The sequence below is a fragment of the Pseudomonas sp. TH49 genome, assembly GCF_016650625.1.
GTDB classification, from domain to species: Bacteria; Pseudomonadota; Gammaproteobacteria; order Pseudomonadales; family Pseudomonadaceae; genus Aquipseudomonas; species Aquipseudomonas fluorescens_H.
Genome location: NZ_JAEKFL010000001.1, coordinates 1,433,484 through 1,456,275, shown reverse-complemented (window position 1 = coordinate 1,456,275; position 22,792 = coordinate 1,433,484). Strand labels below are relative to the sequence as shown.

Below are 22,792 nucleotides of genomic sequence, written 5' to 3'. Positions count from 1 at the left end.
CAGCCTGGAAGGTCAGGGGTAGAGTGGACGCCATTGTCTTCTAACCCGAATTCACCTGGAGCACATCATGACCCAGACTTCGAACACCTCCAACCTGCGTAGCGGCCCGGACGATAACGGCCTGTTCGGCGCGTTCGGCGGCCGCTACGTGGCGGAAACCCTGATGCCGTTGATCCTCGATCTGGCCCGTGAATACGAAACGGCCAAGGACGATCCGGCGTTCAAAGAAGAACTGGCCTATTTCCAGCGTGACTACGTCGGACGTCCGAGCCCGCTGTACTTCGCCGAGCGTCTGACCGAGTTCTGCGGCGGCGCGAAGATCTACCTCAAGCGCGAAGAGCTGAACCACACCGGCGCGCACAAGATCAACAACTGCATCGGCCAGATCCTGCTGGCGCGGCGCATGGGCAAGAAACGCATCATCGCCGAGACCGGCGCTGGCATGCACGGCGTGGCGACGGCCACCGTGGCCGCACGTTTCGGTCTGGACTGCGTGATCTACATGGGCACCACTGACATCGAGCGTCAGCAGGCCAACGTGTTCCGCATGAAGCTGCTGGGCGCCGAAGTGATCCCGGTAGTGGCCGGCACCGGCACCCTGAAAGACGCGATGAACGAAGCGCTGCGTGACTGGGTGACCAACGTCGACAGCACCTTCTACCTGATCGGCACCGTGGCCGGCCCGCATCCGTATCCCGCCATGGTGCGCGACTTCCAGGCGGTGATCGGCAAGGAAACCCGCGAGCAGCTGCAAGCTCAGGAAGGTCGTCTGCCGGACAGCCTGGTGGCGTGCATCGGCGGCGGTTCCAACGCCATGGGCCTGTTCCACCCGTTCCTCGATGATCAGAGCGTCGAAATCATCGGCGTCGAAGCGGCCGGTTACGGCATCGAAACCGGCAAGCACGCGGCCAGCCTCAACGGCGGCGTACCGGGTGTGCTGCACGGCAACCGCACGTTCCTGCTGCAAGACGACGATGGCCAGATCATCGACGCCCACTCGATTTCCGCCGGCCTCGACTACCCGGGCATCGGCCCCGAGCACGCCTGGTTGCATGATATCGGCCGCGTCCAGTACACCTCGGTGACCGACGACGAAGCCCTCGCCGCGTTCCACCAGTGCTGCCGCCTCGAAGGCATCATCCCGGCGCTGGAAAGCGCGCACGCGTTGGCTGAAGTATTCAAACGCGCGCCAAAACTGCCGAAGGATCACTTGATGGTGGTCAACCTGTCCGGCCGTGGCGACAAAGACATGCAGACCGTCATGCATCACATGGAACAGTCGAAGCAGGAGAAACACTGATGAGCCGCCTGCAAACCCGTTTTGCCGATCTCAAAGAACAGAATCGCGCCGCGCTGGTGACCTTCGTCACCGCCGGTGATCCGGACTACGACACTTCGCTGGCGATCCTCAAAGGTCTGCCGGGCGCTGGCGCCGACGTGATCGAGCTGGGCATGCCGTTCACCGATCCGATGGCCGACGGCCCGGCGATTCAACTGGCCAACATCCGTGCGTTGGGCGCCAAGCAGAATCTGGCGAAAACCCTGCAAATGGTTCGCGAGTTTCGCGAAGGCAACAGCGACACACCGCTGGTGCTGATGGGCTACTTCAACCCGATCCACATGTATGGCGTTGAACGTTTCATCGCTGACGCCAAAGACGCTGGCGTCGATGGTCTGATCGTGGTCGACATGCCGCCGGAGCACAACAATGAACTGTGCGATCCGGCGCAAGCTGCGGGCCTGGACTTCATCCGCCTGACCACCCCGACCACCGACGATGCGCGTCTGCCGAAGGTGCTCAATGGCAGCTCGGGCTTCGTTTACTACGTGTCGGTGGCCGGTGTGACCGGTGCCGGTGCGGCAACCCTGGAACACGTCGAGGAAGCGGTGACTCGTCTGCGTCGACACACTGACCTGCCGATCAGCATCGGTTTCGGTATTCGGACTCCGGAGCAGGCGGCGTCCATCGCTCGTTTGGCCGACGGTGTGGTGGTGGGTTCGGCACTGATCGATCATATCGCCAATGCGACCACGCCGGCCCAGGCCGTCGATGGTGTGCTGGGTCTATGCAAGGCGCTGTCCGAAGGCGTTCGTCAGGCCCGCGTCAGCTGAAAGTAAAGTTCCTGATACAGAGGAATTAGCGTCTCGCTGCGCAACCTAATGAGCAAGACCGAGGGATTCAGAACCACGTTCTGAATCCCTTTTTGCTGTTAGTGCAGTGAGGAAAAACCCCCATGAAAATGCCGAAACGTCTGATTGCCAGTCTGGGCGTGCTGATGATCAGCGCGACACCGCTGCTCGCCAGCGCCGATCAGCGTGACGATTATGGCCACGGCGGCCCGCCACAGGGCCATTACGATAATCGCGGCCCACAGAACGACCACCGAGGTGGTCCACCGCACGACTTCGGCCCGATCCGTCAGACCATTCGTGATAATCACGGCTACTTCGTTCGCGGTGCCCCACCACCTCCAGGCATTCGTCTGGAACGAGGCCGGCCGCTTCCTCATGGCTACTATGGGGAACGGCTGGACGGTCGGGCTTTGAGCCGCTTGCCGGTGTACCCGGGGTATGAATGGCGCCGTGCCGGCGGTGACATTGTGCTGATCGCGGTAGGTACCGGGATCGTCTACGAAATTCTGGACGGTGTTTTGAACTGATCGACAGACCCTAAAAAAAAAATCGCAGCCCTATGGCTGCGATCTTTTTTTCAGGGCAGCTCAAGTCCGCCGGATGCCTTGTGCAATTTGCGCAAATGCTCGCCAACCTGCTTCACGTTGGCCTCGCAGGCCGCAATTTCCGCAGCGCGCTTGGGCTCCAGCAGTGCCCGTACTTCTTTGTCCAGGTCGCCGCTCAGCGCCAGCAGTTGTTTCTGGCGCTGGCTGCTTTCAGCTTCCAGACGACCGAATTCGCTTGGCTGCGGCAGGCCGTAGCCATGGGAGTCGAGCAACTCCGCCGGACGGCTGAGGAAGCCGCTGTTGGCAAGAATCTCCTGCAAGGTCGCGTTGGCTTTGTCCATGCCACCGTTTTCCAGCTCCCGAGCGCCAAGGTAGCGCTGCTTGACCTCATCCTGGGCCAGTAATAACTGGCGACGGTAGCTCGCCTGTTCCAGCAGCAACAACGCAGCACTGGTGCGCAGGTCTGCACGCTCGAACCACTGACGACGTTCTTCGGCGGAAAGTGAGAGCCACTCTTCGACGCTGGTCTGCTTGATCGGCAATTGCTTCTTCAACACATCGAACATCGCCTGATAGCGATCACGGAACGAGTCGAATCGGTAGCCCAGCCGCAAGGCCTCTTTCGGATCGTCCAGCACGCTGGTGTCGGCCAGGCCACGGCCTTTGAGCACTTCGAGCAAACCGTTGGGCATGATGCTGTCCAGACCGACGAGTTGCTTGTTGTTGCTGCCGCTGCGCAGCAGTTTCAGGCTTTCCACGGCGCAGTTGTTGGACAGGAAGAAGTAGTTGCCGTCGTAGCTCCAATGCATCTCGGCGGCGTGTTCGACCACCTCTTCAATCTCGGTACGCGACAGGTTCAGGGGTACCGAAGCGAGACTGCGCATTTCGGTTTTGGTGTACTCGTCGATCACTTGCGCCAGTGGCAGTACGAACAGCCGCGACGGGTACTTGCCGACCAGTCCATCCCAGCTCGACAGCTGCACATCACCGACGAAAGCGCGGTAGGACAGCACCAGATGTTGATCCAGATCGAGCCGGCAATCCGGACCCCGTGGTCGGCCGGGTGCACAGATCACCAGGCGCAACATGCTGTGACCCCAGCGGCTGACCCAGTTCTGGTTGGCCTCCGCCAGCAGGTAGTCGACGGCGTAAACCCGTTCCGGATCGACCTGGCCCAGCGGCTGTTTGGCAAAGTCGTTACCGGCGTTGAGAAACGCAAAGGTCTTGCTGCAGGTGTCCTTGGCGGGCGGGGTCCAGCCAAAGCGTTCCTGGTAGTAGCGATAGAGCGCCGGACGTCGACAGGCGTAGCTCGGGTCGAGGAGGAAATACTCCATGTTGACCGCGACGAACTCCTTGGGGCTGGAGATCTCGTAAAGGTCCGGGCTGCGGGCGATCTGCCGGTTGTGCTGTTCGCGCTCGCCACGGCGCCCGACGTATTGCTGCCAGCCGGCGAGGTCGAGCAGGCGTGGGTCATCGCTGAGGGTGAAGCGGCGACCGTTCTGGCCGCGACATTCATCGGGAATGCCGATCAGGCCCGCGCTGTTGCTGCGCCGAGTGCAGCGCTGGATCAGCGTGCGTTCGGCGGCGGGCCACAGGCGGGCGCGGTCATAAATGTGGGTGAGTTCGTGCAGCACGGTTGCCAGCAGTTCCTGGCGCACCGTGCCGTGGGGGCGGTTGGTTTTCTCTTTGGCCGCGCTACCGTCGGTGAGGCCGGCGAGCAGTTTGCGGTTCAGATCGAGTTCGGAGACCAGCGCCGCTTCGCCATAGGCGTTGTCGGGCATTTCGTCGGTCCAGCCGACATCGATGCGCCGGTCCAGTTGCTCGATGAAGCGCGGCGGCAATTTCTGCATCGCTTCATCGAGCAGCGCCTGGCTGGCCTGTTGTTCGGCAGGGCTCAGGCCGTCGGTCTTGAGCCGCAATTGCAGGCTGGCGTGGGCGCTGTTGCCCAAGAGCAACAACGCGCTGGCCAGCAGCCAGGCGCTGAGTGACTTCACAGGGCGAGAATGGCTTCGGCCAATACCTGGTCGCTGGCGTCGCGGGCTTCCGGCACTCGGCTGCGCAAGGTATTGAAGGCCGCTTCGAGGTTGGCGCCACGAATGTCGCCATTGCTGGCGACGAAGCTGGCAGCATCGTCGTGGGCTTCACGGATGATTTTCGAGTCGCGAATCGAGGTGGTGGTGTCTGAGGTGAAATCAACGGTGCGCTGGGAGGCGCGAACGATGATGTTACTGGTGGCTACCAGGGTGTGCGCCTGGGCCACATCGGCCAACAACAACAGGCCAAGGGCGGCAGCAATCAGCGGGCTACGCATGGAACGACTCCGGAGGGGCAATGTTAACGAGGGATCAGGATAGCTATTGGACGAGAATTGCCTGCGCCAGTTCAAGGTCGCCAGCATGAAGTTTTGGTCGGCTCTTGCGTAGGTAATGCAGTGCGGATTCGAGCTGCGCGCCTCGCAATTCACCGTCACTGGCAACAAACGCAGCCGCATCATCGTGAGCAGCGATGATCAGTTTACGGTCGAACGGCGCGGAAGACACCATGCCGGTCGCCCAAAGGCTGACCACGGTGTTTTGCGTGGAGACATCAAAGGCATCGACCGACGTCGCCCAGCAGGCGCTGATCAGGACAGAAGGGAAAAGCAGTTTGAGTAAACGCATGGGGCTCGATAACTGTTAACGAGCCCCAAGGCTAGCGCAAACGCCCGGGCCAGAGCCAGCGGCGAAACATCGGGACACGTCTTGCGTGTCCCTTCAAGCAATGCAGGATCAGATCGCCAGGATGGCTTGCGCCAGTTGAGCGTCAGTCGCATTCAATTGCGGTGCCTGATGACGAATAAGGTCCAGAGCGCTTTCCAGTTTCACGCCGCGGATCTGGCCTTCGCTGGCGACGAAGCTGGCAGCGTCGTCCCGAGCGGCGATTACAACCTTGTTGTCGCGCAGGGACGAGGTGGCATCGGAGGTGGCGTCGGAAGAGGACTTCAATGCGCCAACCACTGCGTCGGTGGTCACGATGAAGCTGGATGCGCTGGCATTGGCAGCCACGGCCAGCAAGGCGGCAGCGCTGAGCAGGCGAAGACGGGACATGGTGGATCTCCTGAAAGTAAACCGTATAGAGAGGTGGCTTGTGTCTGATGAGTCAGACGCGGGTTACAGAAGATTCGCCACGTTCTGGCGGCGATATTAGGCCTGCGCGCCGGGTTCGCACAGTGGGCAAAATGCTAGCGCCAGAAGGGTTTCTCCAGTTCATTCAGTCGATCGGCGTGGCTTAAGCCCAGATCCGCCAAATCGCGGTTATCCAGTTGAGCCAGCAAGCGCCGCGTCCTGGCGCGCTCCAGCCTTTGCCACAGGCTTCGAAACAGGCTTCGAAACAGGCGCCGCAGCGGGTGCGGGTTACGGAGAGGTTGAGCCGAAATTCCCGAAACATCCTGTAAGTCTTTCATGGCGTTTCCCTTAAGCCGAGATGGGTTAAGGACATGCTGCGCCCGATGCAGTTTGGCAGGCAGATACACCAATGGAAAATTGTACTGGTTCAGATGTTGATTGTTAGAAACTGTACTTGTACTTCCAAAACCAAGCTGTACGGGCGTTTTCGGACCCTGAAACGACAAGACCCGTCGCGGTTTCCCGCGACGGGTCTTGTGTGTTCGATTCGGGTTGCTGGCGGTGGGTCTAACGACCAGAGCCAGCGACGCTACTTAGCGCCAGAACGGCTTGCTCAGCTCTTCGTAGCGTTGTGCTTCGCTGATACCGGCGTCAGCCAGCAGACGCGAATCCAGACGAGCCAGTTGGTGGCGGCTGGAGATGCGACGCTGCCACAACATCAGGTTGGCGATAACGCGCAGAGGCAGGGAAGCCTGGGTTTTTGCAGCTTTGTCTTCGAAGAACAGTTCGGAACTGAGTGTACGTTCCATGGTTGACATCCTTCCGCTTGTGGCGGGATCAGGTAGTGGTTTGACTGGTGCCCATGATCCTCTCGTTTGCCTAGTCTCTCTAGATACAGTTCAACTGTATTGTGAGTGACCAGTTAACTGTTTATAGGGGGTGTACGGGTCAAAATTGAGCAAACTGTACCTGTCTGCACTTAACTGGTGCATTTTTGCTCGATTTGGGGGAGGAGGTAGGAAAAAGCTGTAGGAAAACACCGGTACAGTAGTACAGTTTTTTCCAGAAGAGGCTGATGAAAAAACCGCCGAAACAAACTGTGTTTGCATCGGCGGTTTGACTGTGTGAATTACACCGCCAGCATGTGCCCGGTTTCTTCCAGGTTTATATGCCAGCTCAAGGCATCACGCAGAATGTGCGGGGTGTGGCCACCGATGGCGCACGCTGCGGTGAAGTAGTCGTTCAGCGCCTGGCGATAGTCCGGGTGCACACAGTTGTCGATGATCACCCGAGCGCGTTCGCGTGGGGCCAGGCCACGCAGGTCAGCCAGACCGACTTCGGTCACCAGAATGTCGACGTCATGCTCCGTGTGGTCAACGTGGCTGACCATCGGCACCACGCTGGAAATCGCGCCGCCCTTGGCGATCGATTTGGTCACGAACACCGCCAGGTGCGCGTTGCGCGCAAAATCCCCCGAACCGCCGATACCGTTCATCATCCGCGTGCCGCAGACGTGGGTGGAGTTGACGTTGCCGTAGATGTCGAACTCCAGCGCGGTGTTGATGCCGATGATACCCAGGCGACGTACGACTTCCGGGTGGTTGGAGATCTCCTGCGGCCGCAGCACCAGTTTGTCCTTGTACTTCTCCAGGTTGCCGAACACGTCGCTGTTGCGCCGCTCCGACAATGTGATCGAGCTGCCCGACGCAAAGCTCAGCTTGCCGGCGTCGATCAGGTCGAAGGTCGAGTCCTGCAGCACTTCGGAGTACATGGTCAGGTCTTCGAACGGCGAGTCGATCAGGCCGCACATCACCGCGTTGGCGATGTTGCCGATCCCGGCCTGCAACGGGCCGAGCTTGTTGGTCATGCGCCCGGCGTCGACTTCCTGCTTGAAGAAGGTGATCAGGTGCTCGGCGATGGCGTTGGTGTCGACATCCGGTGTCGACACCGTGGACGGCGAGTCCGCCTGCTGGGTGATGACGATGGCGACAATTTTCTCCGGCGGGATCGGGATCGCGGTGCTGCCGATGCGATCGTTGACTTTCACCAGCGGGATCGGCGTGCGCGTCGGGCGATAGGTGGGGATATAGATGTCATGCAGGCCTTCGAGGTTGGCGTTGTGCGCCAGGTTGATCTCGACAATCACCTGCTTGGCGAAAATCGCGAAGCTCGCCGAGTTGCCCACCGAGGTGGTCGGCACGATGTGGCCTTGCTCGGTGATGGCCACGGCTTCGATCACTGCGATGTCCGGCAGCTTCAGTTGCTGGTTGCGCAGTTGCTCGACGGTTTCCGACAAGTGCTGGTCGATGAACATCACTTCGCCGGCGTTGATCGCCTTGCGCAAGGTGCTGTCGACCTGGAACGGCATGCGCCGCGACAACACGCCGGCCTCGGTCAGTTGCTTGTCGAGGTCGTTGCCCAGGCTGGCGCCGGTCATCAGGCTGATCTTCAGCGGCGTGACCTTGGCTCGCTCGGCCAGTGCGTGAGGGACGGCTTTGGCTTCGCCAGCGCGGGTGAAGCCGCTCATGCCGACGGTCATGCCGTCTTCAATCAGCGCGGCGGCGTCGGCGGCGCTCATCACTTTATCCAACAACGAAGGCAGGCGAATACGGTCACGGTACATGGATTATTTTCTCGGGAAGCGAGTAGCAGGATGCGCAGTCTAGTGAATTTCGCGGGCGCCTGTCCCGCTACCAAGGTCGCAAACGAGGCGTCTATTTAGCGGGTTTGAAGTAAAACACCGTTACTGGATCTGCAACAACGTGGCAAATTGTCCGACGTTTTGCGCAAACAAAAACGCCCCGACAAGTCGGGGCGTTGGGTGCCGCCACGGAGGATTACTCGACCGCTTTGACCATGTCTTCGATGACTTTCTTCGCGTCGCCGAAGACCATCATGGTCTTGTCCAGGTAGAACAGTTCGTTGTCCAGACCGGCATAGCCGCTGGCCATCGAGCGCTTGTTGACGATGATGGTCTTGGCCTTGAACGCTTCGAGAATCGGCATGCCGGCAATCGGCGATTTCGGATCGTTCTTGGCAGCCGGGTTGACCACGTCGTTGGCACCGAGCACCAGCACCACGTCGGCCTGGCCGAACTCGGAGTTGATGTCTTCCATCTCGAACACCTGGTCGTAAGGCACTTCGGCCTCGGCGAGCAGCACGTTCATGTGCCCCGGCATGCGACCGGCCACCGGGTGGATCGCGTACTTCACGGTCACGCCACGGTGGGTCAGCTTCTCGGTCAGCTCTTTCAGGGCATGCTGCGCGCGGGCCACCGCCAAGCCGTAACCCGGGACGATGATCACGGTGTCGGCGTTGGTCAGCAGGAACGTTGCGTCGTCGGCCGAACCGGACTTCACCGGACGGGCTTCTTTCGCACCGGCCGGGCCAGCATCAGCCGTGTTGCCGAAACCGCCGAGCAGTACATTAAAGAAAGAACGGTTCATCGCCTTGCACATGATGTACGAGAGGATCGCGCCGCTCGACCCCACCAGCGAACCGGCAATGATCAGCATCGAGTTGTTCAGCGAGAAGCCAATGCCCGCTGCCGCCCAGCCCGAATAGCTGTTGAGCATCGACACCACCACCGGCATGTCGGCGCCGCCGATCGGGATGATGATCAGCACGCCCATCACGAACGCCAAGGCCAGCATCAGTGCGAACGCTGCGAGGTTGCCTGTGAGCATGAAGGTCACGCCGAGCACCAGTGTCGCCAGACCGAGTACCGCGTTCAGCTTGTGCTGACCGGCAAACTGTACCGGCGCACCTTGGAACAGGCGGAACTTGTACTTGCCCGAGAGCTTGCCGAAGGCGATCACCGAACCGGAGAAGGTGATTGCACCAATCGCCGCGCCGAGGAACAGCTCCAGACGGTTGCCCGCCGGGATCGAGTCGCCCAGTTGTTTGACGATACCCAGTGACTGCGGCTCGACGACGGCGGCAATGGCGATGAACACCGCCGCCAGACCGATCATGCTGTGCATGAACGCGACCAGTTCCGGCATCTTGGTCATTTCAACGCGCTTGGCCATGATCGAACCGGCAGTGCCGCCGATCAGCAGGCCGACGATCACGTAACCGATGCCGGCAGTCGCCAGTTCAGCACCGAGCTTATAGATGAGGCCGATGGTGGTGAGGATGGCCAGGGCCATGCCGAGCATGCCGAACAGATTGCCGCGCCGCGAGGTGGTCGGGTGCGACAGGCCTTTGAGGGCCTGGATGAAACAGATCGACGCGATCAGGTAGAGCGTCGTGACGAGATTCATGCTCATTACTTCGGCGCCTCTTCTTTTGCTTTCGGGGCTTTCTTCTTGAACATCTCAAGCATGCGGCGGGTGACCAGGAAGCCACCGAACACATTGACCGCAGCCAGCGCTACGGCGAGGGTGCCCATGGTCTTGCCCAGCGGCGTGACGGTGAGCGCGGCGGCCAGCATGGCGCCGACGATCACGATCGCCGAAATGGCGTTGGTCACTGCCATCAGCGGCGTGTGCAGCGCAGGTGTAACGTTCCAGACCACGTGGTAACCGACATAAATCGCCAGCACGAAGATGATCAGGTTGTAGATACCGGGGGAGATAAGCTCTTCCATCGTCTGAATCCCTGCTTAGGCGTTTTTGCGGATGACTTGGCCGTCGCGGCACATCAGGCACGCGGCGACGATGTCGTCTTCGAGGTTGACGTCGAACTGGCCTTCTTTGGTGAACACCAGCTTGAGGAAGTCCAGCAGATTGCGTGCGTACAGCGCCGAGGCGTCTGCAGCGACTTCACCCGCCAGGTTGGTCGGGCCGACGATGGTCACGCCGTTCTCCACCACGACCTGATCAGCCACGGTCAGCGGGCAGTTGCCGCCCTGAGCTGCTGCGAGGTCGATGACCACCGAGCCTGGCTTCATCTGCGCCACGGTTTCCGCGCTCAGCAATACGGGTGCCTTGCGGCCCGGGATCAGTGCGGTGGTGATGACGATGTCGGCCTGCTTGGCGCGTTCGTGCACAGCCTGGGCCTGACGTTGCATCCAGCTCGCCGGCATTGGTCGCGCGTAACCGCCGACACCGACCGCGCATTCACGTTCTTCGTCAGTCTCGTAAGGCACATCGACGAACTTCGCACCGAGGGATTCGATCTGTTCCTTCACTGCCGGACGCACGTCAGACGCTTCGATCACCGCACCCAGACGTTTCGCCGTGGCAATCGCCTGCAACCCGGCCACGCCCGCGCCGAGAATCAGCACGCGCGCCGCTTTCACGGTGCCCGCAGCGGTCATCAGCATCGGCATGAAGCGCGGATAGTAGTGCGCGGCCAGCAACACAGCCTTGTAGCCGGCAATGTTCGCCTGCGACGACAGCACATCGAGACTCTGCGCCCGAGAGGTACGCGGCGCCGCCTCCAGGGCGAACGCAGTAATCCCGCACTCGGCCATTTTGGCGATGGTGTCGTTATTGAAGGGGTTGAGCATGCCCACCAGCACCGTGCCGCGCTTGATCAGCGCCAGTTCGGCGTCGCTGGGGGCGACCACTTTGAGAATCAGCTCGGCAGCGAACGCATCGTTGGCACTGCCAATGGTTGCGCCCGCCGCTTCATAGGCACTGTCGACAACGCTGGCTTTGACGCCGGCGCCGGTTTGCACAGTGACCTTATGACCTTGGCTGATCAGCTTTTTAATGGTTTCCGGGGTTGCAGCAACCCGTGTTTCACCGGTCTGGGTTTCGAGAGGGACACCAATGTGCACGTCAAATCTCCTGCGTGATCTTATTGAGTAAACCCAGGCACTGCGGATGGTGCGACTGGGGCGGCCGATCAGCACGATCCCGCCAAATCAGGGCGGGGCGCGGCATTTTGCAGGCGAACTTTATGCCCTTCAAGGGATTATGACGGGTGACGGAAAATTAACTACAAGTCATCCCGTGACCGAATGTCGCAGATGGCCAGCTGAATCCCTTGCAGGCCGTGCCTTGTAAGGATTCTGGCTGAATTTGAAAAAATTTCTCATCGGCGGCGTGAATAGGCCGTAATGAGTCGTGAATAGAGGCTCAAAGCCACGTCCGCAGGCGCTTGTGGGACGTCTGTACGACTTTCGGATACAGTCTGCGATTTTGCGACAAATACTTATATCTGTAGGGCTTTGATTTTCCTGACTACCGGGTTAGTAATCGCTGTAAGGCCTTATCCTTCTAGGCTGTAGCTGTTTGCCTGGTTGACCAGCCAATCGCGAAAAGCCTTGAGTGATGCCGATTCGACCTTTCGCTCCGGAATCATCAGGTAATACGCCTTGATGCTGGAGAGCGCACTCGGGTTGGCGATCACCAAGCGTTTCTCGGCCAGTTCGCGCTGAATCAGGAACGGTGGAATCAGCGCGATGCCCATGTCGTGCATGGCCGCTTGGGCCAGCATGGAGAATAGCTCGTAGCGCAGGCCTGTCATGTCGCGTGGGATGTTCAGGTTCAGGGAGTTGAACCACTGCCGCCAGGCGTAGGGACGGGTGGTTTGTTGCAGCAGAGGCAGCTCGGCAATCTCGTTGGGCGTCAGATGTTTCTTGCTGCCGAGGAGAGCGGGGCTGCACACCGGCATCGGATTTTCGCCCATCAGCCTGTGGGATTCGGTACCCGACCAATCGGCGTCGCCAAAGTAGATCGCCGCATCGAAATCAGTGTCGGCAAACAGGAACGGGCGGGTACGGTTGGTCAGGTTGACCGTTACTTCCGGGTGTTTGAGCTGGAAGTCCTTGAGCCGTGGCAGCAGCCATTGCGTGCCGAAGGTGGGCACCACCGCCAGTTCGATCACATTTGTGCCCTGCTGGCCCATCACCGAAAGCGTGTCGCGCTCGACGGCGTCGAGTTGCGTGGCCACCCGACGACTGTAGGAAAGGCCTGCTTCCGTCAGCTTCACTCCGCGTCGCGAGCGTCGGAACAGTTCCACACTGAGGAACTCCTCAAGGCTGGAGATCTGTCGGCAAATGGCGCCCTGGGTGAGGGAAAGTTCTTCGGCAGCCTTGGTAAAGCTTTCGTGCCGGGCGGCGGCTTCGAAGCTGATCAGGGCCGTGGTACTGGGGATCTTCCTGCGCATGTACTGCAACCTCACTAATGCGCCGCATAAAAGGCATTCAGCGACGTTTCGGAGTGAGAAATTAGCACAACAGGATGCGAAATCCTCGTTTGCCGCGCTGGCGAACCGGGCCTAGGATCAATGCCACGTTAATTCACCGATTTGCGAGGACGCACTCATGGGCGGTAAAGCTAGCTTCAACTGGATCGATCCCCTGCTGCTGGATCAACAGCTCACCGAAGAGGAGCGCATGATCCGCGACACCGCCGCCCAATTCGCTCAGCAGAGCCTGGCGCCACGCGTGCTTGAAGCTTTCCGCCATGAGAAAACCGACCCGGCAATCTTCCGCGAAATGGGCGAAGTCGGCCTGTTGGGGGCGACCATTCCTGAGCAGTACGGTGGTAGCGGCTTGAACTACGTCAGCTACGGTCTGATCGCCCGTGAAGTAGAGCGCGTCGACTCCGGCTACCGTTCGATGATGAGTGTGCAGTCCTCGCTGGTGATGGTGCCGATCAACGAATTCGGTACAGAAGCACAGAAACAGAAATACCTGCCGAAACTGGCGTCTGGCGAATGGATCGGCTGCTTCGGTCTGACTGAGCCAAACCACGGTTCCGACCCGGGCGCAATGATCACCCGTGCGCGCAAGGTCGACGGCGGCTACAGCCTGACCGGCGCCAAGATGTGGATCACCAACAGCCCGATCGCCGATGTGTTCGTGGTCTGGGCCAAGGACGATGCCGGCGACATCCGTGGCTTCGTACTGGAGAAAGGCTGGAAAGGCCTGAGCGCTCCAGCGATTCACGGCAAGGTCGGTCTGCGCGCATCGATCACTGGCGAAATCGTCATGGACAACGTGTTTGTGCCGGAAGAGAACATCTTCCCGGACGTGCGCGGTCTGAAAGGCCCGTTCACCTGCCTCAATTCCGCACGCTATGGTATTTCCTGGGGTGCCTTGGGCGCTGCCGAGTTCTGCTGGCACACCGCTCGTCAGTACACCCTCGATCGTCAGCAGTTCGGGCGTCCACTGGCTGCCACTCAACTGATCCAGAAGAAGCTGGCCGACATGCAGACCGAGATCACTCTGGCCCTGCAAGGCTGTCTGCGTCTGGGGCGCATGAAGGACGAAGGAACCGCAGCGGTCGAGATCACCTCGATCATGAAGCGCAACTCCTGTGGCAAGTCGCTGGATATCGCCCGCATGGCCCGTGACATGTTGGGCGGCAACGGCATCTCCGATGAGTTCGGCGTGGCCCGTCACCTGGTCAACCTGGAAGTGGTGAATACCTATGAGGGTACCCACGACGTTCACGCGCTGATCCTCGGTCGCGCGCAAACCGGTCTGCAGGCGTTCTATTAACAGGAGAGCGACCATGGGCGCGCTGTCGCATCTGCGGGTACTGGATTTATCGCGTGTGCTGGCCGGGCCGTGGGCCGGGCAGATTCTCGCCGACCTTGGCGCCGAGGTGATCAAGGTCGAGCGCCCGGGCAATGGCGATGACACGCGTGCCTGGGGGCCGCCCTTCCTTAAAGACGCTTATGGGGAGAACACCAGCGAGGCGGCCTATTACCTGTCGGCCAACCGCAACAAGCAATCAGTGACGATCGACTTCACTCGGCCTGAAGGGCAGAACCTGGTACGGGAGCTGGCGGCGAAGTCGGACATTCTGATCGAGAACTTCAAGGTCGGTGGGCTGGCTGCCTATGGGCTGGACTATGAGTCGCTGAAGGCGATCAATCCGGATCTGATCTATTGCTCGATCACTGGCTTCGGTCAAACCGGGCCGTATGCCAAGCGTGCGGGTTATGACTTCATGATTCAGGGGCTGGGCGGGCTGATGAGCCTGACCGGTCGCCCTGAAGGTGATGAAGGCGCCGGGCCGGTGAAGGTGGGAGTGGCGCTGACGGACATTCTTACGGGGCTGTATTCGACCGTGGCGATACTGGCGGCGCTGGCGCATCGTGATCACGACGGTGGCGGGCAACACATCGATATGGCTTTGCTGGATGTACAGGTCGCATGCCTGGCGAACCAGGCAATGAACTACCTGACTACCGGCAATGCGCCGAAACGTCTGGGCAATGCACACCCGAACATCGTGCCTTATCAGGACTTCCCGACGGCCGACGGTGATTTCATTCTTACCGTTGGCAATGACGGCCAGTTTCGCAAGTTTGCCGAGGTGGCGGGCCAGCCGCAGTGGGCGGACGATCCGCGATTCGCGACTAACAAACTGCGGGTGGCTAACCGTGCAGTGTTGATTCCGCTGATCCGTCAGGCGACAGTGTTCAAGACCACCGCCGAATGGGTGGCTCAGTTGGAGCAGGCGGGTGTGCCGTGTGGGCCGATCAATGATCTGTCCCAAGTGTTTGAGGATCCGCAGGTGAAGGCGCGTGGGCTGGCAATAGAACTCCCGCATGCGCTGGCGGGGATGGTACCGCAGGTGGCGAGTCCGATCCGGTTGTCGCAGACGCCTGTCGAGTACCGTCGCGCGCCTCCGTTGTTGGGCGAGCATACGCTGGAAGTTTTGCAGCGGGTGCTGGGTCTGGGCGCAGGTACAGTGGATGCGCTCAGGGCGGATGGAGTGCTTTGAGCGTTCCTTCTATATAGAAGGAGTGGTTTTCCTTCTTATATATAGAGGGGTTTGTATGTTTTTTAACCGATCCGTAAGTTGTTGAAAGAAAACTGAAATTAACGGTTGACGGCAGATTCTGGAGGTCTATAATTCGCCCCACTTCCGGCGCAGTCGAAACGGAAAACTCCTTGAGATTCAATGAGTTAAGCAGTTTTCGACAGCGGCTTGCTTCAGTTCATCGAAGCCTGGAAGGAGTTGAAAGAGCGGTGATGTTTGGCTCTTTTGACGGTTCGATCTTCTCGGTCGAAAGCGGAGAAAAAGAGGTGTTGACAGCAGCGTGTAACGCTGTAGAATTCGCCTCCCGCTAACGAGAGATCGGAAGCGCAAGTGGTTGAAGTTGTTGAAGAAATCTTCGAAAACTTCTGAAAATAATCACTTGACAGCAAATGAGGCTGCTGTAGAATGCGCGCCTCGGTTGAGACAAAAGATCTTAACCAACCGCTCTTTAACAACTGAATCAAGCAATTCGTGTGGGTGCTTGTGGAGTCAGACTGATAGTCAACAAGATTATCAGCATCACAAGTTACTCCGCGAGAAATCAAAGATGTAACCAACGATTGCTGAGCCAAGTTTAGGGTTTCTTAAAAACCCAAAGATGTTTGAACTGAAGAGTTTGATCATGGCTCAGATTGAACGCTGGCGGCAGGCCTAACACATGCAAGTCGAGCGGATGAAAGGAGCTTGCTCCTGGATTCAGCGGCGGACGGGTGAGTAATGCCTAGGAATCTGCCTGGTAGTGGGGGACAACGTTTCGAAAGGAACGCTAATACCGCATACGTCCTACGGGAGAAAGCAGGGGACCTTCGGGCCTTGCGCTATCAGATGAGCCTAGGTCGGATTAGCTAGTTGGTGAGGTAATGGCTCACCAAGGCGACGATCCGTAACTGGTCTGAGAGGATGATCAGTCACACTGGAACTGAGACACGGTCCAGACTCCTACGGGAGGCAGCAGTGGGGAATATTGGACAATGGGCGAAAGCCTGATCCAGCCATGCCGCGTGTGTGAAGAAGGTCTTCGGATTGTAAAGCACTTTAAGTTGGGAGGAAGGGCAGTAAATTAATACTTTGCTGTTTTGACGTTACCGACAGAATAAGCACCGGCTAACTCTGTGCCAGCAGCCGCGGTAATACAGAGGGTGCAAGCGTTAATCGGAATTACTGGGCGTAAAGCGCGCGTAGGTGGTTTGTTAAGTTGGATGTGAAATCCCCGGGCTCAACCTGGGAACTGCATCCAAAACTGGCAAGCTAGAGTATGGTAGAGGGTGGTGGAATTTCCTGTGTAGCGGTGAAATGCGTAGATATAGGAAGGAACACCAGTGGCGAAGGCGACCACCTGGACTGATACTGACACTGAGGTGCGAAAGCGTGGGGAGCAAACAGGATTAGATACCCTGGTAGTCCACGCCGTAAACGATGTCAACTAGCCGTTGGGAGCCTTGAGCTCTTAGTGGCGCAGCTAACGCATTAAGTTGACCGCCTGGGGAGTACGGCCGCAAGGTTAAAACTCAAATGAATTGACGGGGGCCCGCACAAGCGGTGGAGCATGTGGTTTAATTCGAAGCAACGCGAAGAACCTTACCAGGCCTTGACATCCAATGAACTTTCCAGAGATGGATTGGTGCCTTCGGGAACATTGAGACAGGTGCTGCATGGCTGTCGTCAGCTCGTGTCGTGAGATGTTGGGTTAAGTCCCGTAACGAGCGCAACCCTTGTCCTTAGTTACCAGCACGTTATGGTGGGCACTCTAAGGAGACTGCCGGTGACAAACCGGAGGAAGGTGGGGATGACGTCAAGTCATCATGGCCCTTACGGCCTGGGCTACACACGTGCTACAATGGTCGGTACAGAGGGTTGCCAAGCCGCGAGGTGGAGCTAATCCCACAAAACCGATCGTAGTCCGGATCGCAGTCTGCAACTCGACTGCGTGAAGTCGGAATCGCTAGTAATCGCGAATCAGAATGTCGCGGTGAATACGTTCCCGGGCCTTGTACACACCGCCCGTCACACCATGGGAGTGGGTTGCACCAGAAGTAGCTAGTCTAACCTTCGGGAGGACGGTTACCACGGTGTGATTCATGACTGGGGTGAAGTCGTAACAAGGTAGCCGTAGGGGAACCTGCGGCTGGATCACCTCCTTAATCGACGACATCAGCTGCTCCATAAGTTCCCACACGAATTGCTTGATTCATTGAAGAAGACGATAGAAGCAGCTTTAAGCTCCAAGCTGATAGCTCTTAGCTAATCAGTTACGCGCTCGAAATTGGGTCTGTAGCTCAGTTGGTTAGAGCGCACCCCTGATAAGGGTGAGGTCGGCAGTTCGAATCTGCCCAGACCCACCAATTTTGTATGGGGCCATAGCTCAGCTGGGAGAGCGCCTGCCTTGCACGCAGGAGGTCAGCGGTTCGATCCCGCTTGGCTCCACCATTAACTGCTTCTGCTTGTTAGAGTTTAGAAATGAATATTCCGGTGTGAATATTGATTTCTAGTCTTTGATTAGATCGTTCTTTAAAAATTTGGGTATGTGATAGAAAGATAGACTGAACGTTACTTTCACTGGTAACGGATCAGGCTAAGGTAAAATTTGTGAGTGACTCTTAAGAGTTTTGCGAATTTTCGGCGAATGTCGTCTTCACAGTATAACCAGATTGCTTGGGGTTATATGGTCAAGTGAAGAAGCGCATACGGTGGATGCCTTGGCAGTCAGAGGCGATGAAAGACGTGGTAGCCTGCGAAAAGCTTCGGGGAGTCGGCAAACAGACTTTGATCCGGAGATGTCTGAATGGGGGAACCCAGCCATCATAAGATGGTTATCTTGTACTGAATACATAGGTGCAAGAGGCGAACCAGGGGAACTGAAACATCTAAGTACCCTGAGGAAAAGAAATCAACCGAGATTCCCTTAGTAGTGGCGAGCGAACGGGGACTAGCCCTTAAGTGGCTTTGAGATTAGCGGAACGCTCTGGAAAGTGCGGCCATAGTGGGTGATAGCCCTGTACGCGAAAATCTCTTGGTCATGAAATCGAGTAGGACGGAGCACGAGAAACTTTGTCTGAATATGGGGGGACCATCCTCCAAGGCTAAATACTACTGACTGACCGATAGTGAACTAGTACCGTGAGGGAAAGGCGAAAAGAACCCCGGAGAGGGGAGTGAAATAGATCCTGAAACCGTATGCGTACAAGCAGTGGGAGCCCACTTTGTTGGGTGACTGCGTACCTTTTGTATAATGGGTCAGCGACTTATTTTCAGTGGCGAGCTTAACCGAATAGGGGAGGCGTAGCGAAAGCGAGTCTTAATAGGGCGTCTAGTCGCTGGGAATAGACCCGAAACCGGGCGATCTATCCATGGGCAGGTTGAAGGTTAGGTAACACTGACTGGAGGACCGAACCGACTACCGTTGAAAAGTTAGCGGATGACCTGTGGATCGGAGTGAAAGGCTAATCAAGCTCGGAGATAGCTGGTTCTCCTCGAAAGCTATTTAGGTAGCGCCTCATGTATCACTGTAGGGGGTAGAGCACTGTTTCGGCTAGGGGGTCATCCCGACTTACCAAACCGATGCAAACTCCGAATACCTACAAGTGCCGAGCATGGGAGACACACGGCGGGTGCTAACGTCCGTCGTGAAAAGGGAAACAACCCAGACCGTCAGCTAAGGTCCCAAAGTTATGGTTAAGTGGGAAACGATGTGGGAAGGCTTAGACAGCTAGGAGGTTGGCTTAGAAGCAGCCACCCTTTAAAGAAAGCGTAATAGCTCACTAGTCGAGTCGGCCTGCGCGGAAGATGTAACGGGGCTCAAACCATACACCGAAGCTACGGGTATCACGTAAGTGATGCGGTAGAGGAGCGTTCTGTAAGCCTGTGAAGGTGAGTTGAGAAGCTTGCTGGAGGTATCAGAAGTGCGAATGCTGACATGAGTAACGACAATGGGTGTGAAAAACACCCACGCCGAAAGACCAAGGTTTCCTGCGCAACGTTAATCGACGCAGGGTTAGTCGGTCCCTAAGGCGAGGCTGAAAAGCGTAGTCGATGGAAAACAGGTTAATATTCCTGTACTTCTGGTTATTGCGATGGAGGGACGGAGAAGGCTAGGCCAGCTTGGCGTTGGTTGTCCAAGTTTAAGGTGGTAGGCTGAGATCTTAGGTAAATCCGGGATCTTAAGGCCGAGAGCTGATGACGAGTTACCCTTTGGGTGACGAAGTGGTTGATGCCATGCTTCCAAGAAAAGCTTCTAAGCTTCAGGTAACCAGGAACCGTACCCCAAACCGACACAGGTGGTTGGGTAGAGAATACCAAGGCGCTTGAGAGAACTCGGGTGAAGGAACTAGGCAAAATGGCACCGTAACTTCGGGAGAAGGTGCGCCGGTGAGGGTGAAGGACTTGCTCCGTAAGCTCATGCCGGTCGAAGATACCAGGCCGCTGCGACTGTTTATTAAAAACACAGCACTCTGCAAACACGAAAGTGGACGTATAGGGTGTGACGCCTGCCCGGTGCCGGAAGGTTAATTGATGGGGTTAGCTAACGCGAAGCTCTTGATCGAAGCCCCGGTAAACGGCGGCCGTAACTATAACGGTCCTAAGGTAGCGAAATTCCTTGTCGGGTAAGTTCCGACCTGCACGAATGGCGTAACGATGGCGGCGCTGTCTCCACCCGAGACTCAGTGAAATTGAAATCGCTGTGAAGATGCAGTGTATCCGCGGCTAGACGGAAAGACCCCGTGAACCTTTACTATAGCTTTGCACTGGACTTTGAATTTGCTTGTGTAGGATAGGTGGGAGGCTTTGAAGCGTGGACGCCAGTTCGCGTGGAGCCATCCTTGAAATACCACCCTGGCAACTTTGAGGTTCTAACTCAGGTCCGTTATCCGGATCGAGGACAGTGTATGGTGGGTAGTTTGACTGGGGCGGTCTCCTCCTAAAGAGTAACGGAGGAGTACGAAGGTGCGCTCAGACCGGTCGGAAATCGGTCGTAGAGTATAAAGGCAAAAGCGCGCTTGACTGCGAGACAGACACGTCGAGCAGGTACGAAAGTAGGTCTTAGTGATCCGGTGGTTCTGTATGGAAGGGCCATCGCTCAACGGATAAAAGGTACTCCGGGGATAACAGGCTGATACCGCCCAAGAGTTCATATCGACGGCGGTGTTTGGCACCTCGATGTCGGCTCATCACATCCTGGGGCTGAAGCCGGTCCCAAGGGTATGGCTGTTCGCCATTTAAAGTGGTACGCGAGCTGGGTTTAGAACGTCGTGAGACAGTTCGGTCCCTATCTGCCGTGGACGTTTGAGATTTGAGAGGGGCTGCTCCTAGTACGAGAGGACCGGAGTGGACGAACCTCTGGTGTTCCGGTTGTCACGCCAGTGGCATTGCCGGGTAGCTATGTTCGGGAAAGATAACCGCTGAAAGCATCTAAGCGGGAAACTTGCCTCAAGATGAGATCTCACTGGAACCTTGAGTTCCCTGAAGGGCCGTCGAAGACTACGACGTTGATAGGTTGGGTGTGTAAGCGCTGTGAGGCGTTGAGCTAACCAATACTAATTGCCCGTGAGGCTTGACCATATAACACCCAAGCAATTTGACTACTCGAGAGAGCATCAGATTGCGGTGTGTGAAGACGCAATGAACCGAAAGTTCGCGATGCTCACAAGACACCTGTATCACATACCCGATTTGCTGAAGCGAGGCCAACAGGTCACGAGTCAGTACCCGAATTTCTTGACGACCATAGAGCGTTGGAACCACCTGATCCCATCCCGAACTCAGAAGTGAAACGATGCATCGCCGATGGTAGTGTGGGGTTTCCCCATGTGAGAGTAGGTCATCGTCAAGATTAAATTCCGAAACCCCAATTGCGAAAGCAGTTGGGGTTTTGTTTTAGTAGAAGTCACCGATTTTGCTGGCACGTTACCGTGTTGACGGGCCAGATACAGAATTTCTTGACGACCATAGAGCGTTGGAACCACCTGATCCCATCCCGAACTCAGAAGTGAAACGATGCATCGCCGATGGTAGTGTGGGGTTTCCCCATGTGAGAGTAGGTCATCGTCAAGATTAAATTCCAGAACCCCTGTCTGCTAACGCAGACAGGGGTTTTGTCGTTTCAGGGCTCCCAAAACTCAGGCCGCTTTGCGAGCCTTGCTGATGCGCCGGGCCTGCCACTTGCGCCACCAGATGTAGACGCCAGTCCCCGATAGCCCCGCGATCAGAACCCCCAATACTGCGATGATTACTTGCCCGGTGAAGCCGATGATCCGTCCGCCATGTATCGGTAGTTGCAAGCGGTAAAATCGTTCCCCCAGCGTCCCTTGTCCGGCAATTTCCTGACCTAATAATCGCCCGTCAGTACCGTGGAAGAACAACCAGGATTTGCCATGCGCTTCAGTGTCGTGATGCCCGAATCCTGCGCCGTAGAAGTTGTACTCAAAGCTGTAATACAACTCCCCGATCGCCGCTGTCAGTCCTAACCTCTTCCCCTCCAGCAATGCCCTTTCGTACGCCTGTTGATAACTCAACTGCGTCACCCCCAACGCCGACGGAGGCATTCGCCCTCGGGCCTCATAAACGCTCGGCTCGATCGGTGAAAACAGCGACACCGCCGGTTTGAAGACCTGACTGGGCAAGTTCATCGCGACACTGCTGACCGCGATCGGTAGCAACAACAACCACAGCCACAATCCCCCCGCGCGATGCAGATCGAAGTTGAGCCGATAAGCGTGCCCGCCCTTGATCTTCCAGGCCAACGACCACTTTTTCCAGAACGGTTTGCCACGGGGAAGCGTCAGCCACAGCGCAATGAAGCAATCGATTACCCAGGCGATGGCAACCAGGCCCATCAACCACAGGCCCCAGTTGCCGGGCAACGTCAGGTTGTAATGAAACTCAAAAATGAACGGAATGAAGTTCTCCCGCGCAAAGCAGCATTCACCCCAGTAACGTTGGCCCTTCTGCTCGGCATTTACCGGGTCCAGATAGAACACCTGATTGCGCTCATCAAACGGTTTGCCGGTCGCCGGATCATTGCGCGGCACCGCCGCCAACATGGCGGTATGTCCCGCCTCCTGCGGATACTCCATGTACCAGACCTGCAACTTCGGATGCGAGGTTTGCACCGCGTCGACCAAGGTCCCGGGAGGCAATCGTTGCCCCTCAGATGACGCCGCGTAGAACTGCGGATTCAGCCACTCATCCAACTCATGATTGAACGCAAGAATGCTTCCGGTGATCCCGGCCAGCAGCAAAAACACCGCCGTCGCCAACCCGATATAGCGATGCAACAACACCAACAATGCGCGCATGAAATGTTCCCCACAGAGACGACAAAGCCAGCCCCTGAAAACAG

The 22,792-nt window shown here is 57.6% G+C and carries 17 protein-coding genes, 2 tRNA genes and 4 rRNA genes; 11 read left to right on the top strand and 12 right to left on the bottom strand.

Annotated features, from left to right (window positions below; all coding sequences use genetic code 11):
• Positions 1–67 precede the first annotated feature (67 nt).
• From trpB to JFU48_RS06550, 3 genes are all read left to right on the top strand, one after another.
• Positions 68–1,300 carry a tryptophan synthase subunit beta gene (gene trpB, locus JFU48_RS06560; RefSeq protein WP_003220393.1) on the top strand — a complete coding sequence of 411 codons (1,233 nt, stop codon included), beginning with the start codon at positions 68–70 and terminating at the stop codon, positions 1,298–1,300.
• A complete protein-coding gene (gene trpA / locus JFU48_RS06555; RefSeq protein ID WP_201136118.1) occupies positions 1,300–2,112 on the top strand; it encodes a tryptophan synthase subunit alpha in 813 nt (270 codons plus the stop codon). The genes trpB and trpA overlap by 1 nt, the downstream gene beginning before the upstream one ends.
• Before the next feature lie 122 nt (positions 2,113–2,234).
• On the top strand, positions 2,235–2,660 hold the full coding sequence (locus JFU48_RS06550; RefSeq protein WP_103483939.1) for an anti-virulence regulator CigR family protein: 426 nt from the start codon (positions 2,235–2,237) through the stop codon (positions 2,658–2,660).
• A gap of 50 nt (positions 2,661–2,710) precedes the next feature.
• On the opposite strand, the gene JFU48_RS06545 is transcribed toward JFU48_RS06550, so the two are convergent.
• The 11 genes from JFU48_RS06545 to JFU48_RS06495 all read right to left on the bottom strand — a co-directional run bounded on the left by JFU48_RS06545 (position 2,711) and on the right by JFU48_RS06495 (position 12,844).
• Positions 2,711–4,672 (bottom strand): DUF7844 domain-containing protein, encoded by a 1,962-nt coding sequence (locus JFU48_RS06545; RefSeq protein ID WP_201136117.1) that lies wholly within the window; start codon positions 4,670–4,672, stop codon positions 2,711–2,713.
• Positions 4,669–4,989, bottom strand: a complete 321-nt coding sequence (locus JFU48_RS06540; protein ID WP_003220401.1) for a DUF2388 domain-containing protein — start codon at positions 4,987–4,989, stop codon at positions 4,669–4,671. Before JFU48_RS06540 ends, JFU48_RS06545 begins: the two co-directional genes overlap by 4 nt.
• Positions 4,990–5,032: 43 nt before the next feature.
• Positions 5,033–5,338 (bottom strand): DUF2388 domain-containing protein, encoded by a 306-nt coding sequence (locus JFU48_RS06535; RefSeq protein WP_003220403.1) that lies wholly within the window; start codon positions 5,336–5,338, stop codon positions 5,033–5,035.
• Positions 5,339–5,446: 108 nt separating this feature from the next.
• Positions 5,447–5,764 carry a DUF2388 domain-containing protein gene (locus JFU48_RS06530; protein WP_003220405.1) on the bottom strand — a complete coding sequence of 106 codons (318 nt, stop codon included), beginning with the start codon at positions 5,762–5,764 and terminating at the stop codon, positions 5,447–5,449.
• Between the two features lie 134 nt (positions 5,765–5,898).
• Positions 5,899–6,120: a DUF1127 domain-containing protein gene (locus JFU48_RS06525; protein WP_201136116.1), complete on the bottom strand. Its 222-nt coding sequence runs from the start codon at positions 6,118–6,120 to the stop codon at positions 5,899–5,901.
• A gap of 255 nt (positions 6,121–6,375) precedes the next feature.
• Positions 6,376–6,591 (bottom strand): DUF1127 domain-containing protein, encoded by a 216-nt coding sequence (locus tag JFU48_RS06520; protein WP_003220409.1) that lies wholly within the window; start codon positions 6,589–6,591, stop codon positions 6,376–6,378.
• A 320-nt stretch (positions 6,592–6,911) separates the two neighbouring features.
• On the bottom strand, positions 6,912–8,405 hold the full coding sequence (locus JFU48_RS06515) for an acetyl-CoA hydrolase/transferase family protein (RefSeq protein WP_201136115.1): 1,494 nt from the start codon (positions 8,403–8,405) through the stop codon (positions 6,912–6,914).
• Positions 8,406–8,619: 214 nt separating this feature from the next.
• A complete protein-coding gene (locus tag JFU48_RS06510; protein ID WP_007962843.1) occupies positions 8,620–10,053 on the bottom strand; it encodes an NAD(P)(+) transhydrogenase (Re/Si-specific) subunit beta in 1,434 nt (477 codons plus the stop codon).
• Entirely contained in the window at positions 10,053–10,373 is a 321-nt protein-coding gene (locus JFU48_RS06505; RefSeq protein WP_003220416.1) for an NAD(P) transhydrogenase subunit alpha, read from the bottom strand. The genes JFU48_RS06510 and JFU48_RS06505 overlap by 1 nt, the downstream gene beginning before the upstream one ends.
• 15 nt (positions 10,374–10,388) lie before the next feature.
• Positions 10,389–11,510: a Re/Si-specific NAD(P)(+) transhydrogenase subunit alpha gene (locus JFU48_RS06500; protein ID WP_003220418.1), complete on the bottom strand. Its 1,122-nt coding sequence runs from the start codon at positions 11,508–11,510 to the stop codon at positions 10,389–10,391.
• A 434-nt stretch (positions 11,511–11,944) separates the two neighbouring features.
• Positions 11,945–12,844 carry a LysR family transcriptional regulator gene (locus JFU48_RS06495; RefSeq protein WP_201136114.1) on the bottom strand — a complete coding sequence of 300 codons (900 nt, stop codon included), beginning with the start codon at positions 12,842–12,844 and terminating at the stop codon, positions 11,945–11,947.
• Positions 12,845–13,001: 157 nt separating this feature from the next.
• On the opposite strand from JFU48_RS06495, the gene JFU48_RS06490 reads away from it, so the two are divergent.
• The 8 genes from JFU48_RS06490 (at position 13,002) to rrf (JFU48_RS06455) (ending at position 21,504) form a co-directional block, all read left to right on the top strand.
• Positions 13,002–14,183 carry an acyl-CoA dehydrogenase gene (locus JFU48_RS06490; protein ID WP_003220420.1) on the top strand — a complete coding sequence of 394 codons (1,182 nt, stop codon included), beginning with the start codon at positions 13,002–13,004 and terminating at the stop codon, positions 14,181–14,183.
• A gap of 13 nt (positions 14,184–14,196) precedes the next feature.
• On the top strand, positions 14,197–15,417 hold the full coding sequence (locus JFU48_RS06485; protein WP_003220421.1) for a CaiB/BaiF CoA transferase family protein: 1,221 nt from the start codon (positions 14,197–14,199) through the stop codon (positions 15,415–15,417).
• Positions 15,418–16,060: 643 nt separating this feature from the next.
• A 16S ribosomal RNA gene (locus JFU48_RS06480) occupies positions 16,061–17,597 on the top strand.
• A 124-nt stretch (positions 17,598–17,721) separates the two neighbouring features.
• Positions 17,722–17,798: transfer RNA gene (locus JFU48_RS06475), tRNA-Ile, on the top strand.
• 9 nt (positions 17,799–17,807) lie between these two features.
• Positions 17,808–17,883 (top strand) — tRNA-Ala (locus tag JFU48_RS06470).
• Positions 17,884–18,120: 237 nt separating this feature from the next.
• A 23S ribosomal RNA gene (locus JFU48_RS06465) occupies positions 18,121–21,012 on the top strand.
• A 155-nt stretch (positions 21,013–21,167) separates the two neighbouring features.
• Positions 21,168–21,283, top strand: a 5S ribosomal RNA gene (rrf, locus tag JFU48_RS06460).
• Positions 21,284–21,388: 105 nt separating this feature from the next.
• Positions 21,389–21,504, top strand: a 5S ribosomal RNA gene (rrf, locus tag JFU48_RS06455).
• Together the 16S, 23S and 5S rRNA genes with 2 tRNA genes alongside form the textbook arrangement of a ribosomal RNA operon.
• Positions 21,505–21,569: 65 nt before the next feature.
• Here rrf (JFU48_RS06455) and JFU48_RS06450 read toward each other — a convergent pair.
• Positions 21,570–22,748, bottom strand: coding sequence for a PepSY-associated TM helix domain-containing protein (locus JFU48_RS06450; protein WP_201136113.1), 1,179 nt, complete (start codon positions 22,746–22,748; stop codon positions 21,570–21,572).
• Between the last annotated feature and the right edge of the window lie 44 nt (positions 22,749–22,792).